Source organism: Actinomadura sp. ATCC 39365 (genome assembly GCF_054392275.1).
In genome coordinates this window covers 1946929-1960301 of record NZ_CP184335.1, presented here as the reverse complement: position 1 = coordinate 1960301, position 13373 = coordinate 1946929, and the positions used below count along the sequence as shown (strand labels likewise).

Sequence of the window (13373 nt, the reverse complement as noted above, 5' to 3'; positions counted from 1 at the left end):
GCGCCGAAAGAGATCAACACTATTCGGAGTACGCGCCGTTTCCGCATGCCTTTTCCACCACCGCCCCGCATCCGAGACCCCCTCCGAGACACCCTCGCCCAACCCCCGCCAGCTGGGCGAATGTCAAGGGTAAACGATCGATAACGGTGCCTCGTCCCTAAGCGATGGTACGTCTAGCGCCCCCCGCGGCGCGGAACATCGGCGACCAAAGGCAGCACTCGGTAAGGAACCGGTGTGTCGAGTGCGATGATCGAAGAAGTCCTGAGCACCCCCTGAACATCCACGATTTGGTCGATGACCCTTTGCAGATCGGCATTCGTCCGCGCGACCACCCGGCACAGCAGGTCCGCGCCGCCGGTGATGGTGTGCACCTCCAGCACCTCGGGGATGTGGGCCAGCCGGTGGGCGACCGGGTCGTGCCCGGAGACCTGCCTGATCTCCATGGTGACGAACGCCGTCACGTCGTAGCCGAGCGCCACGGGCGACACGTCGGGCCCGAACCCGGTGATCACACCCTTGGCCACCAGCCGGTCGAGCCTGGCCTGGACGGTGCCGCGGGCGACGCCGAGGCGGCGTGAGCACTCCAGCACACCCAGCCGGGGCTCGGCGGTCAGCAGCGAGATCAGCCGGGCGTCCAGTTCGTCGATCGTCATGCTGTACAAGTTCTCCGACTCTGACCTGAGATAGGTGGACAGATTGTGCACTCGTTCAAGTAACTGTTGCACAACTCGTCCAGCTAAATCGAGAGTTAGGGGTATGACTGATGTCTTTCCGGTTAACGGCATGGACACCGTGGTGTTCGCCGTGGGCAACGCCCGGCAGGCCGCCCACTACTACTCGACCGCTTTCGGCATGCGACTGGTGGCCTACCGCGGGCCGGAGAACGGCAGCCGCGACGAGGTCGCCTACGTCCTGACCTCGGGCAGCGCCACCTTCGAGTTCAGGGCCTCGATCCGGCCCGGCACGGACGTGGCCAGGCACGTCGCCGAGCACGGCGACGGCGTGATCGACCTGGCCATCCAGGTGCCCGACGTGGAGGCCGGGTACGCCTACGCGGTCGCCCACGGGGCCACGGGCCTGGTGGAGCCGTACACGCTGGAGGACGAGCACGGCAAGGTGGTGATCGCGGCCATCGCCACCTACGGCGAGACGCGGCACACGCTCGTGGACAGGTCCAACTACGGGGGCGCGTACCTGCCCGGTTACGTGCCGGCCGAGCCGCTCGTCGCGCCGCCCGCGACGAAGACGGGACGCCTGTTCCAGGCGGTCGACCACTGCGTCGGCAACGTCGAGCTCGGCAAGATGGACGAGTGGGTGGAGTTCTACCGCAAGGTGATGGGCTTCACGAACATGGCCGAGTTCGTCGGCGACGACATCGCGACCGAGTACTCGGCGCTGATGTCCAAGGTCGTGGCCGACGGCACGCGGAAGGTCAAGTTCCCGCTGAACGAGCCGGCGATCAGCCGCAAGAAGTCGCAGATCGACGAGTACCTGGAGTTCTACGGCGGGCCGGGCGTGCAGCACATCGCCCTGGCCACCAACGACATCCTCACCACCGTCGACCACATGCGCGCGGCGGGCGTGCAGTTCCTCGACACGCCCGACTCCTACTACGACGACCCCGAGCTGCGCGAGCGCATCGGGCAGGTCAGGGCGCCGATCGAGGAGCTGAAGAAGCGCAAGATCCTGGTCGACCGCGACGAGGACGGCTACCTGCTGCAGATCTTCACGCAGCCGGTCCAGGACCGTCCCACGGTCTTCTTCGAGCTGATCGAGCGGCACGGGTCGCTCGGGTTCGGCAAGGGCAACTTCAAGGCCCTGTTCGAGGCGATCGAGCGCGAGCAGGAACGAAGGGGCAACCTTTAGTTTGTCCCGACTTAGTGGGGGTGATCTGGATTTCATGGCCCCACCACCACTTTCAGGGCTGATGGGGCGCCGGCGGCGGGGAGCCGCCGGCGCCTCCGGCTCTTCCCCTCCACGGTGACGAGTCGTCGGGAGCGCGTGACCCAGCGTAAGATTCCGGTCACGGGTTGAAGGGGGCTGGTTCACCTATGCGGATCAGAAGACGCGGCGCGGCCGTGCTGGTGGCGCTGATCAGCGTGCTCGCCTGCGCGCCCACCGACGAGCCGCCGCCCCGCTCGGCCGCCGGCCGCCACGCGGGCGCGCCGGGCATCGGCGACGCCGACTTCCCTCAGGACGGCAACGGCGGCTACGACGTCGCCCACTACTCGCTGACCGTCGACTACACCCCGGCGACCAAGCGGCTCACCGGCCTGACGAAGATCCGCGCCAAGGCCACTCAAGACCTGTCGAGCTTCAACCTCGACCTCACCGGCCTCGACGTCGCCAAGGTCAGCGTCGACGGCTCGCCCGCGGGCTTCTCCCGCAAGGACGGCGAGCTGACCGTGACCCCGGCCGCGCGGCTCACCGCCGGCTCGCCGTTCACCGCCGAGATCTCCTACTCCGGCAGCCCCACGCCCGCCAAGGACACCGCCAACCTGGGCACCTACGGGTTCATCCCCACCGCCGACGGCGCGTTCGTGGCCTCCGAGCCCAACGGCTCCAAGACCTGGTTCCCCAGCAACGACCACCCGGCCGACAAGGCCACCTTCGACTTCACGGTCACCGTGCCCGCCGGCCTGACCGTCGTGGCCAACGGCGAGCAGAGCGCGTCCCCGTCCACCGCGGGCGGCCGCACCACCTACCGGTGGAGCGAGCGGCACCCGATGGCCACCTACCTCGCCACAGCGACGATCGGCAAGTTCGAGGTGCGTCAGGGCCGTTCGCCGGGCGGCATCCTGACGTACGCGGCCGTCGATCCGAAGTTCAAGACCGGCCTCGACCGCGTCTACAACGTCTCGGGCGAGATCACCGACTACTGGAGCACGGTCTTCGGCCCCTACCCGTTCTCCTCGACCGGCGCCGTGGTCGACGACTACTCGGCCGGCTACGCCCTGGAGAACCAGACCAAGCCCCTCTACGGCGGCTTCGACCCCGACGAGGGCATCATCGCCCACGAGCTGGCCCACCAGTGGTTCGGCGACAGCCTGACCATCAAGCGGTGGAAGGACCTGTGGCTCAACGAGGGCTTCGCGACGTACGCGGAGTGGCTGTGGTCGGAGCACCGGGGCAAGAAGACCGCCGACACCATCTTCAAGGACTTCTACAACCGCGGCGGCAAAGACCCGATGTGGTCCTACCCGCCGGGCCGGGCCAAACCCGGTGACCTGTTCAACGAGTCGGTCTACACGCGCGGCGGCATGGCGCTGCACGCCCTGCGCAAGGCGGTCGGCGACCCGACGTTCTTCAAGCTGCTCAAGACCTGGACCGCCGAACACCGCTACGGCAACGTCACCACGCGGCAGTTCGTCGACCTGTCCGAGCGGCTGTCCGGCAAGGACCTCGACCCGCTCTTCGACGCGTGGCTCTTCCAGCCGCGCCGCCCCACCCTCGCCTGACCTGCGCCGAAACGCTTCCCGTCGGCCGGACCAAGTACAGGTGTAAGGGCGAACGACGAAGGGAGCGAGGCCAGTGCGCCTCAACGAGGACCCGGCGGCCTTCGAGGCCTTCTACCGCCGCCATGTCGACGTCGTCATGCGGTTCGTGGTGCGGCGGGTGAGCGATCCTCACCTGGCCGCCGACCTGACCGCCGACGTCTTCCTGGCGGCCCTCGACTCGGCCCACACCTACGTGCCGGGCCGGGGCAGCCAGACCGCGTGGTTGTACGGCGTGGCCCGCAACGTGGTGTCGGCCCAGCTGCGCAGGTCGGCACGGGAAGCGCGGGCGGCCGGCCGGATCGCGGGGCGGCGGCTGATGGACGACGACGACCTCGTCCGGATGGAGGAGCGGATCGACGCCGAGCGCGGCATGCGCGGCGCCCTGGAGGCCATGGCGGGCCTGCCGGAGGGCGAACGCGCGGTGCTGGAGCTCGTGGCGATCGACCAGCTCACCGTCTCCGAGGCGGCCGCCGCCCTGGGCATCAGGCAGGTGACCGCGCGGGTCCGCCTGCACCGGGCCAGACGCGCCCTGGAGAACGTCGCATCGCCGTCGGCCGTGTACGTGGAGGGACAGGCATGAACACTTTCGAGGAGCGGTTGCTGGGCGCGCTCAAGCACGAGATGGCGGCCGGGCCGGCGCAGGTCGGGGCTCCAGTCGGGGGGCAGGGCGGCACGCCGGTCGTCCGGCGGCCCCGGCGCAGGCTGGTGGGGCTGGCCGCGGCGGCCGGGGTCGCCGCGGTGGCGACGGTGGCGGCGACCGGCCTGTTCGGCGGGGCGCCGGCGTACGCCGTGACCGGGACGGCCGACGGCGGGGTGTCGGTGGAGATCAACGCATTCCGTGACCCGGACGGGCTGGCGTCCGAGCTGGCCGCGGCGGGGGTCAAGGCGGTGGTGGACTACCTGCCGTACGGGCAGGTCTGCAAGGAGCCGCGGGGGCAGCACGGGACCGCCGAGGGGCGGTTCGAGGCGAGCATCGGCAGCAGCGGGAACGGGATCTCCTTCAAGATCCCGAAGGGGCGCGTTCCCGCCGGGCAGACGCTCGTGCTGGCGGTCACCCTCGACAGGAGCGGGCCGGAGGCCCCTCCGGTCTCCACCTCGCTGCAGATCGTCAAGGGCGCGGTGGCCCCCTGCGAGCCGACCGCGATGCCCGCCCCGCCCACGGACGGCCCCACCGACCGCTCCGGCACCGGCGACGGCACCGGCGAGGGCCCCAGCTGGCACACCGAACAGGGGTGACCTCCGGGCGGCCGGCGGCTCTTCCGCCCCCCGCCCGGCACACGACCGCCCTCCCGGGCAGGCGGCGGCCTCCGCACCCTCGGCCCGCGCCCGCCCGGCGACCCTCCCGCGAGGGTCAGTCGCGGGAGGAGGTCCAGTAGGCGCCGCCGGCCAGGAGGAGGGCGGCGGCGCCTACCAGGCCGGCCTCCTGCCCGAGGGCGGCGGGCACGACCTTGAGGCGGCGGGCGAACCCCATGTGGGCGTGGTCCCGCAGCGCCTCCTCCAGGGGGCCGAACAGCGGCTCGCCGGCCTGCGACAGGCCGCCGCCGATCGTCACCAGGTCCAGGTCGCACAGGTGGGTGGCGGAGGCGATCGCGATCCCGAGCGCCCGTCCGGCCCGCCGCATGGCCAGCACGGCCACGGGGTCCCCGGCGAGCGCGTCGGCCGCCAGCGCCCGCCCGGTGACCGCCCGGTCCTCCTGGTACGCCTCCCTGCCCTCGGACGCCACCAAGGGCTCCGGGCCGCCAGTGGGGGTCCAGCCCTGGGCGAGGGCCCAGGTGGTGAGGGCGGGGCCGCGGGCGACCGCTTCCAGGCAGCCGTGGCCGCCGCAGCCGCAGCGGGGGCCGCCGTCCGGTTCGACCACGACGTGGCCGATGTGGCCGGCGTTGCCCGTGCCGCCGTTGACCAGGCGTCCGTCCAGGATCAGGCCGCCGCCGACGCCGGTGGAGACCACCATGCCCAGCATGTCGGCGCTTCCCTGGCCGGCGCCCTGCCAGTGTTCGGCGATGGCCAGGCAGATGGCGTCGTTGTGGAGGCGTACCGGTAAGCCGGGGAACCGGCCGGCCAGCCGGGCGCGCAGCGGGAAGCCGCGCCAGCCGGGGATGTTGAGCGGCGAGACCTCGCCGTCGGGCCAGGTCATGGGCCCTCCGCAGCCCACGCCCACCCCTTCGGCGCGGGCCGACAAGGGGTCGATGAGGGTCGTGAGGGTGTGCCACAGCGTCTCGGCGTCGGCGTTCTGGAGTGTGGCGGCCCGCCGGGAGGTGACCACGGTGCCGTCAGGGGCCACCAGCCCGGCGGCCATCTTGGTGCCGCCGACGTCGATCGCCAGGATCACGACAGCTCCGGCTCCGCGGTGCTGGAGAAGACCAGCACGGAGGCCGTGAGCCCGTGCACGTGGTTGTGGCCGCCGACCGGCCCGACCTCGCCCGCGGCGAAGAAGCCCGCGACGCCGATCGGTCCCAGCGTGTCGCGCAGGGCGACCGGGTCGTGGTCGGCGGTGCCGAACATCGCCGAGCCCCGGCCGTTGCACGAGAACAGCAGCGCGCCGTCGACCTTGCCGAGCTCCTCGCGGTGGGCGTCGAGCAGGTCGTACAGGTCCTCGTCGGCGGTGGCCGCGTCCCTGACCTGGAAGCGCACGGTACGGCCGATCTCCACGATGTCCCCGATGGCCACGGCCTCGCGTTCGGGGTCGATGCCGATGACTCCCCTGATGAGGAAGTCGCCGCGTTCGTGGCGTTCGGCGTACTCGTCCATGGCCACGCCGATCTGCAGGCCGGCGGCGACCAGTTCGCGGTCGTCCTCGTCCAGTTCGCTGACGATGTCCTCCAGCCGGGCCAGTGCGGGCTGACCGGCCAGTTCGAGCAGCAGGTTCTCCTCCGAGGCCGTGACCACCATGCTGGGGCCGATCGGGCGGCAGCCCTGGCTGACCACCGTACTGATCTTGATCGGCCCGCTGAGCAGGACGCCGATCGCGCCCTCGGTGTAGATCTTGCCGTCCGCGAACAGCCGTACGGACCCCCTGCCCTGCAGCCCGTTGGCCAGGCCGCCGATCAGCGGCAGGTCGCCGAGCACGTCGACCGAACGCTCCACGAACGCGTCGGTCGGGAAGGTGTACGGGTCGGCCAGCAGGATCGCCACGTGGTCGTCCCCTGTGCGCTCGGGCAGCCCGACGACCACGAACCGGTCCTCGGCCGCCAGCGTCTCCAGGGCGAACGTGGTGAGCCTGGCCCCCTCCAGGGTGGCCGCCCACGCGCTCACCGCGGGCGTCAGCTCGACCCCCTGCCCATCGCCGATCACGCCGGTGGCGCTGCATCCGATCACATGCGCCTCGGGCGCCAGCTTCATCGCGGCCTGGCCCGCTCTGGCGACGTCCTCGGGGTCCTCGCCGCAGATGAAGAAGCAGACCAGGTCGGCTTGGCCGCTGAGCCTCGACAGTGCCTGACCGACGGCGCTCTCCGCGGCCTCCACCAGGTCGGAACCCACGGCGAGGCCGTCGGCGAAGCGGCTTGTCATCAAGGCCACGCGTCTCGCCTCCCTCGACATGTGCATGTTCCCTAGGGCCGATTCTCCCCACTAAAGGGACAAGCACGCGTACGAACCGTCACGCAATAGGTCAAGATCCGAAATCTCCGCCAGATGCGAAACTCTCTGCCGCATTTCTCGCGGGGGACGTAGTCTCGATCCCGTGCATCAGCCACGTATTCTCCGCGAGTTGCGGGAGAGCGGCCACGTTCATCGCAGCGTCAAGGCCGAGGTCCGGGAAAACCTGCTGGCCAGGCTGCGGGCCGGCGAGCCCCGGTTCCCCGGCATAGTGGGCTTCGACGACTCCGTCCTGCCACACCTGGAGCGGGCGCTGCTCGCCGGGCACGACCTGGTCCTGCTCGGTGAGCGAGGGCAGGGCAAGACGCGGCTCATCCGCACGATCATCGGCCTGCTCGACGAGTGGACCCCGGTGGTCGAGGGCTGCGAGATCAACGACCATCCGTACGCCCCCGCCTGCACGCGCTGCAAGACCCTGGCGCGCGAGCTGGGCGAGGAGCTGCCGGTGGCGTGGAAGCACCGCGACGAGCGTTACGGCGAGAAGCTCGCCACTCCCGACACCTCCGTCGGCGACCTCATCGGCGACGTCGACCCCATCAAGATCGCAGAGGGGCGCACCCTCGGCGACCCCGAGACCGTCCACTACGGCCTGGTCCCCCGCACCAACCGCGGCGTGTTCTCCGTCAACGAGCTGCCCGACCTGGCCGAGCGCATCCAGGTCTCGCTGCTCAACGTCCTGGAGGAACGTGACATCCAGGTGCGCGGCTACAACCTGCGCCTGCCACTCGACATCCTGCTCATCGCCAGCGCCAACCCCGAGGACTACACCAACAGGGGCCGCATCATCACGCCGCTGAAGGACCGCTTCGGCGCCGAGATCCGCACCCACTACCCGCTCACGGTCGAGGACGAGCTCACGCTCATCCGCCAGGAGTCGGTGCCCGACATCGGGGCCGACGTGCCTGAGCACCTGATCGAGGTGATCGCCAGGTTCACCCGGCTGGTCCGCGAGTCCACGGCCGTCGACGCCCGTTCCGGCGTGTCGGCGCGCTTCTCGATCGCCGCCGCCGAGACCGCCGCGGCCTCCGCGGTGCGCAGGTCCGCGATCAAGGGCGAGGACCAGGCCGTCACGCGCGTCTGCGACCTGGCCTGCGTCGTCCACAGCCTGCGCGGCAAGGTGGAGTTCGAGGTCAGCGAGGAGGGCAGGGAGACCGAGATCCTGGCCCACCTGCTGCGCCGGGCCACGGCCGAGACGTTCAGGAGCAGGCTGGGCGGCATGGACCTGGCCCCGGTGACCGACAAGTTCGCCGAGGGCAATCAGGTGGAGTCCGGCGACATGGTGGCCGCGGCCGAGCTGCTGCACCGGATCGGTCCGGTCAGCGGCCTGGCCAAGATCATGTCCAGGCTCGGCATGGGCGCCGGCGAGGAGTCCCCCGGGCACGCCGCGGCGGCCCTGGAGTTCGCGCTCGAAGGTCTCTACCTGATGCGACGGCTGTCAAAGGAAGACCTCGACGGGGTCACGATCTACAGGACGTGAACAAACGGGCGGTTTCCCGCGTCGTAGTGTTTGGTTGATCACGACTCCGGGGGAACCGCCCATGCGCCTGCTCATCCATGCCACCGCCGTCGGCCTCGTCCTGGGTGGCCTCGCGCTTCCCGCGCAGGCTGCCCCCGCCAGGACGACCGCCAAGACCGCCTACGGTTACGCCTGGGCCGACGGCAAGGGCAGCCTGCGGATCGTCCCCATGAAGCCGGCCAAGGTGCGGCGCGGCGGCAACGTGCTCTACAGGCTGACCCCGGTCCCGGGGGCCGAAGAGCTGAAGCTCGACTACACCCGCGCCGCCTACAGCCGGGTGACGACGGCGTGCGACCTGAAGGAGACCGAGGGCCGCGTCGCGCTGGACCGCGACGGCCTGGGCCGTACGCCGTGCAAGCCCGCCCAGCTCACCGTCGGGCTCCGGCAGGGCGCGGTCCCGCTGCGGGTCGAGTACGAGAGCGGCAAGGCCGTGAAGGCTCAGGAGTTCCTGCTGAACGCCTGGCCGGAGCCGGTCACCGCGCGCGGCTCGGTCAAGCGGATCGACGACGCGACGGTCCTGTTCAGCACCGGCGGCAAGCAGATCAAGCTGGGCTACACGTACCTGACGTCCTTCTACCGGGCCACCGCCCGCTGCGGCGACCGCTGGGTGTCCGGGAAGCCGGCCGGCGTCGACAAGCGCGGGCTCGGCACGCTGCCCTGCGAGTCGGCCGATCTGACCAAGGCGCTCAAGGGGGCCGGGCGCGCGGTCCAGGTCCAGGTGAGTTATACGCCCGACGCGAACAGCGCGGTCGAGGTGTGGGAAGTGGCCAGGCGTCCGTAGACGGGCGGGGGCGGGTTGGGGTTAGCGTGGAAGCGTGATGGCCTTCCGCTACGGCGAATACCACGACGGCCCCGACCCCCTGGCCCCTCCTTACGACGTACGCGCGGCCCTCGACGAGATGGGCGACGCGATCCTGTCCGGTTCGACGCCGGTCCACGCGCTGCGCGACCTGCTCAAGCGCGGGCTGCCCGGCAGCCAGGACCGGCGGGGGCTCGACGACATGCTCAAGGAGGTCCGCAGGCGGCGCAGGGACCTGCGCGAGCGCGGGCGGCTCGACGGCACCCTCGAACGCGCGCGGGCACTGCTGGACAAGGCGATCGGGCAGGAGCGGGCCGAGCTGTTCCCCGACCCGTCCGACGACGCGCGGCTGCGCGAGGCCGGGCTCGACGGGCTGCCCGAGGACACCGCGAGCGCCATCCAGGAGCTGAGCACGTACGAGTGGCGTTCCGCGGCGGCCCGCCAGACGTTCGAGGAGCTGCGCGACCTGCTGCGGCGCGAGGTGCTCGACAGCCAGTTCAGAGGGCTCCGCGACGCGCTGGCCAACCCCGACCCCGAGGCCATGGCCCGCGTCCGGCAGATGATGTCCGACCTGAACGACATGCTGGACAGGGACACCCGGGGCGAGCACACCCAAGACGACTTTGACGCCTTTATGGCGAAATATGGCGATTTGTTCCCAGAAACACCCCGGAACCTTGAGGAGCTCGTCGACATCCTGGCCCGGCGGGCCGCCGCCACCCAGCGCATGCTGGCCTCGATGACCCCCCGCCAGCGTGAGGAGCTGTCCAACCTCATCAACCAGACCCTCGACCAGGCCGGCCTGTCCGACCAGATGCGCCGCCTCGGCGAGGCCCTGCACGCCCGCCGTCCCGACCTGGCCTGGAACGCCCCCGAGCGCCTGACCGGCGAGGAGCCCCTGGCCATGGGCGACGCCGTCACCGCCCTGGAGGAGCTGGCCGACCTCACCCAGCTGGAGACCGCCCTGCGCCAGGACTACCCGGGCGCGCGGCTCGACGACATCGACGAGGCCGCCGTACGCCGCGCCCTGGGCCGGGCGGCGGTCGACGACCTGGAGGCGCTCAAGCGCATCGAACGTGAGCTGGAGGAGCAGGGCTACCTGCTGCGCCGCCGCGGCAAGCTGGAGCTGACCCCGAAGGCGGTCCGGCGGCTCGGCGAGACCGCGCTGCGACGCGTGTTCTCCTCCCTCGACGCGGGCCGGCGTGGCGACCACGACCAGCACGACGCGGGCTCGGCCGGCGAGCTCACCGGCTCCACCCGGCCGTGGCGCTTCGGCGACGAGCAGCCGATCGACGTCGTCCGCACGCTGGTCAACGGCGTGCGCAGCGGCGGCGTGGCGACCGCCCCCCAGGACGGTCGGGCCCGGGTGCGGCTGTCCGTCGACGACTTCGAGGTCTCCGAGACCGAACGCCGCAGCGCGGCGGCGGTGTGCCTGCTGGTCGACCTGTCGTACTCGATGGCCCTGCGCGGCACGTGGGCCGCGGCCAAGCAGACGGCGCTGGCCCTCCAGGCGCTGGTGGCCTCCAAGTTCCCGCAGGACGCCGTGCAGATCATCGGCTTCTCCAACTACGCCAGGGTCCTGCAGCCCGACGAGCTGGCCGGCCTCGACTGGGACATGGTCCAGGGCACCAACCTCCACCACGCCCTCCTGATCGCCGGCCGCCATCTCGACCGCCACCCCGACTTCGAGCCGGTGGTGCTGGTGGTCACCGACGGCGAGCCGACCGCCCACCTCATGCGCAACGGCAGGTCGGCCTTCGAGTGGCCGCCGTCGCACGAGACGCTGGAGCTGACGCTGGCCGAGGTGGACAAGATGACGCGACGGCGGGCGACGATCAACGTCTTCATGCTGGCGGCCGACGACCGGCTGAAGGAGTTCGTGGACGAGGTGGCCCGCAGGAACGGCGGCCGGGTGTTCTCACCGAGCGCGGACCGGCTCGGCGAATACGTCGTCAGCGACTTCCTCCGCCTCCGCCGCTCCCGCTGACCGGAGGGAATGCCTTCGCTCATCGGCATTCCCTCCGGCGCTGGAGGCTCACTCCGCCGTACGGCTGAACGCTCGGAGACGACGGGCGGCCGTCGTCTCGATCCTGGTCTCCTCGGCCAGGTTCTCGGACAGCTCGTCCAGCGTCGCTCCACAGCGGACGTTGGACAGCACGCTTCCGCGGGGAACCGGGCTCCTGCGGACGGCCACCCAGCCTCCGGTCACGTCATGGATGTGCCAGCCGGGGTTGCCGGCCCGCACCAGCCGCACGCTCACGGCCACGGTCCCGCCACCGCTGGACGGGCCGTGGCACAGGCGGACAGCCGCACCGGCACCCGGCCCTGGGACGTCGGACGGGCCCTCAAGCACCCCGATTTCCCGGGGTTCAGTACGTCGTCATGTCGCGGCACGTGACCGAAACTACGGACGTCACCGGAAGGAAAGTCGCACGCTGTGTGCGACTTCTCTAGGGGGTCGTCCGCCGGATGCGTCGCGCCAGCGATCGCAGCGGCTCCGGAACGCGCGTATGCGCTCGCAGCAGCCCAGTGACCGTTTCGCGGGCCATCGGGTGGTACGCCGTGTGCTGCGGGGACAGCCGCTCCGCGCGCCTGAGCGAGTCGAGGGCACGATCCGGCCTGCCGGCCATGAGCTGGAGCCGGGCGAGATCGATGTAGTGGTGCGAAGACCTCTCGGGTGGGAGGGATCGGGGCGGCGTGAAGCCCTCGTTCCGCCGCAGCGCCTCGTCGGGGTCCTCCAGCTCGATGGCGGCCGCTATCTCGTGGATGCGCACGTTTCCGGGCCCGAAGGCGAGGCCGTGGTGGTTGGTGTCGCGGCCGATGCGCGAGGCGTACTCGCGCGCCGCCGCCAGGTGTTCCCACGCCTCCGTCCCTCGTGGGCGCAGCCGGGCGGACAGGATGGCGGACCTCAGGTGCATCGAGCCCAGGACGGCCAGCCCCGGTTCGCTGTCCGAGACCAGGTGGTCGAACTCCTGGTGGGCGCGTTCGAGGAAGGTGAGTCCTGTGCGGTAGGCCGCCGAGCCGAAGAACACCTGGGCCCGCTCCTCGGCGACGTAGGCGAGCAGTTCCGGTATGCCGGTCTCGCGCGCGGCCTGCGCCGCACGATCCACGGCGACGGAGACGAGATCGACGTATCCGAGGCGATAGGCGACGGACTTGGCGGCCACGAAGGCGTACATCATCATCTCGGCCACGGTCCGGCGCTTCGTGCCCTCACTACCGTGCAGGACGGCGGACAGTTCCTCGATCAGGCCCGGTAGCACCCGGCCGAGTTCTGCATAGTCGATCCTGTCGAGCAGGACGCCGACCCTGCGAACGTCATCGGCCATCGCGTCGAGCGCTCTGGGCTCCACAGCGAGCTCAGGCGGGACGTCCCAGTGGTTGAGTGCGATGCGGACGGCGGGAATGCCGGCGTGCGCCCGGTCGGCCGGTGCGGTGGAGCCCCGGTAGGGCTGTCCGGTGAGTTCGGTGACGCCGATGCGCAACGCCCTGGCCACGGCGGCGATGAACCAGGGGGTCGCGGGCTTGCTTCCTCGCTCAACCTGGGACACCAGGCTCTTGGAGCAGGGCACGAGCAGGGCCAGGCCGTCCTGTGTCAACCCGGCCAGCTTCCTGGCCTCGGCGATCCGGGGGCCGATGCCGGCGTCGTCCAGGATCAGGATGTTCGTACCGGCGGAGCTCATGGGAGTCCCCTTCCCGGGAAGCCGGCTGCTGCCTCTTGGCTCAGGGTAAGAGGTGGCCGTCCGAGAGGGAGCCGGTTCGGCGGGACGATGCGCCGGAAGGGCGAGAGGGCCGCGCTGTGCGGGGCCGTGACACCTCGTGCCCGGCGGGATGGGCGGGGGTACCGGGGGCGGCAGCCACCGGCGCGGGGGTTCGGGGGAGCTCGGCTCCCCCGAGGAAGCAGAGCCCGGAGTCCTTCAGCGCGCAGCGCCCCCAGGGCGGAGGCCCTTGCCTTTGGGGCTTTGAG

The 13373-nt window shown here is 71.0% G+C and carries 12 protein-coding genes; 7 read left to right on the top strand and 5 right to left on the bottom strand.

From position 1 onward, the window contains the following. Positions 1–173: 173 nt before the first annotated feature. Entirely contained in the window at positions 174–653 is a 480-nt protein-coding gene (locus ACNF49_RS09980) for an Lrp/AsnC family transcriptional regulator (protein ID WP_357974663.1), read from the bottom strand. 130 nt (positions 654–783) lie between these two features. Between ACNF49_RS09980 and hppD the strand changes: the two genes are divergently transcribed. From hppD to ACNF49_RS09960, 4 genes are all read left to right on the top strand, one after another. After that, positions 784–1866: a 4-hydroxyphenylpyruvate dioxygenase gene (gene hppD / locus ACNF49_RS09975; protein ID WP_482943504.1), complete on the top strand. Its 1083-nt coding sequence runs from the start codon at positions 784–786 to the stop codon at positions 1864–1866. A 185-nt stretch (positions 1867–2051) separates the two neighbouring features. Further along, complete coding sequence (locus ACNF49_RS09970) at positions 2052–3458, top strand: M1 family metallopeptidase (protein WP_482943503.1); 1407 nt, start codon at positions 2052–2054, stop codon at positions 3456–3458. A 73-nt stretch (positions 3459–3531) separates the two neighbouring features. Then, complete coding sequence (locus ACNF49_RS09965) at positions 3532–4077, top strand: RNA polymerase sigma factor (protein ID WP_352352982.1); 546 nt, start codon at positions 3532–3534, stop codon at positions 4075–4077. After that, the gene (locus ACNF49_RS09960) at positions 4074–4733 is read left to right on the top strand and encodes a hypothetical protein (protein ID WP_482943502.1); all 660 of its coding nucleotides are present in this window, start codon (positions 4074–4076) and stop codon (positions 4731–4733) included. Before ACNF49_RS09965 ends, ACNF49_RS09960 begins: the two co-directional genes overlap by 4 nt. 115 nt (positions 4734–4848) lie before the next feature. On the opposite strand, the gene ACNF49_RS09955 is transcribed toward ACNF49_RS09960, so the two are convergent. Beyond that, positions 4849–5826 (bottom strand): ROK family protein, encoded by a 978-nt coding sequence (locus tag ACNF49_RS09955; RefSeq protein WP_482943501.1) that lies wholly within the window; start codon positions 5824–5826, stop codon positions 4849–4851. Next, positions 5823–7004, bottom strand: a complete 1182-nt coding sequence (locus tag ACNF49_RS09950) for an FIST signal transduction protein (protein WP_482945508.1) — start codon at positions 7002–7004, stop codon at positions 5823–5825. The genes ACNF49_RS09955 and ACNF49_RS09950 overlap by 4 nt, the downstream gene beginning before the upstream one ends. A gap of 172 nt (positions 7005–7176) precedes the next feature. On the opposite strand from ACNF49_RS09950, the gene ACNF49_RS09945 reads away from it, so the two are divergent. The 3 genes from ACNF49_RS09945 to ACNF49_RS09935 all read left to right on the top strand — a co-directional run bounded on the left by ACNF49_RS09945 (position 7177) and on the right by ACNF49_RS09935 (position 11393). Further along, positions 7177–8568, top strand: coding sequence for a sigma 54-interacting transcriptional regulator (locus tag ACNF49_RS09945; RefSeq protein WP_482943500.1), 1392 nt, complete (start codon positions 7177–7179; stop codon positions 8566–8568). A 61-nt stretch (positions 8569–8629) separates the two neighbouring features. After that, the gene (locus tag ACNF49_RS09940; protein WP_482943499.1) at positions 8630–9388 is read left to right on the top strand and encodes a hypothetical protein; all 759 of its coding nucleotides are present in this window, start codon (positions 8630–8632) and stop codon (positions 9386–9388) included. A 37-nt stretch (positions 9389–9425) separates the two neighbouring features. Continuing rightward, positions 9426–11393 (top strand): vWA domain-containing protein, encoded by a 1968-nt coding sequence (locus ACNF49_RS09935; protein ID WP_482945507.1) that lies wholly within the window; start codon positions 9426–9428, stop codon positions 11391–11393. Positions 11394–11441: 48 nt separating this feature from the next. Here the strand turns inward: ACNF49_RS09935 and ACNF49_RS09930 are convergent, their stop codons facing one another. Then, positions 11442–11666 (bottom strand): hypothetical protein, encoded by a 225-nt coding sequence (locus tag ACNF49_RS09930; protein WP_482943498.1) that lies wholly within the window; start codon positions 11664–11666, stop codon positions 11442–11444. Between the two features lie 190 nt (positions 11667–11856). Continuing rightward, on the bottom strand, positions 11857–13089 hold the full coding sequence (locus ACNF49_RS09925; protein WP_482943497.1) for a helix-turn-helix domain-containing protein: 1233 nt from the start codon (positions 13087–13089) through the stop codon (positions 11857–11859). Between the last annotated feature and the right edge of the window lie 284 nt (positions 13090–13373).

Coding starts and splice junctions, on each gene's coding strand:
- ACNF49_RS09960 (WP_482943502.1), top strand. CDS start 4,074: ATGAACACTTTCGAGGAGCGGTTGCTGGGCGCGCTCAAGCACGAGATG.
- ACNF49_RS09940 (WP_482943499.1), top strand. CDS start 8,630: ATGCGCCTGCTCATCCATGCCACCGCCGTCGGCCTCGTCCTGGGTGGC.
- ACNF49_RS09935 (WP_482945507.1), top strand. CDS start 9,426: ATGGCCTTCCGCTACGGCGAATACCACGACGGCCCCGACCCCCTGGCC.
- ACNF49_RS09950 (WP_482945508.1), bottom strand. CDS start 7,004: ATGACAAGCCGCTTCGCCGACGGCCTCGCCGTGGGTTCCGACCTGGTG.
- ACNF49_RS09970 (WP_482943503.1), top strand. CDS start 2,052: ATGCGGATCAGAAGACGCGGCGCGGCCGTGCTGGTGGCGCTGATCAGC.
- ACNF49_RS09980 (WP_357974663.1), bottom strand. CDS start 653: ATGACGATCGACGAACTGGACGCCCGGCTGATCTCGCTGCTGACCGCC.
- ACNF49_RS09925 (WP_482943497.1), bottom strand. CDS start 13,089: ATGAGCTCCGCCGGTACGAACATCCTGATCCTGGACGACGCCGGCATC.
- hppD (WP_482943504.1), top strand. CDS start 784: ATGGACACCGTGGTGTTCGCCGTGGGCAACGCCCGGCAGGCCGCCCAC.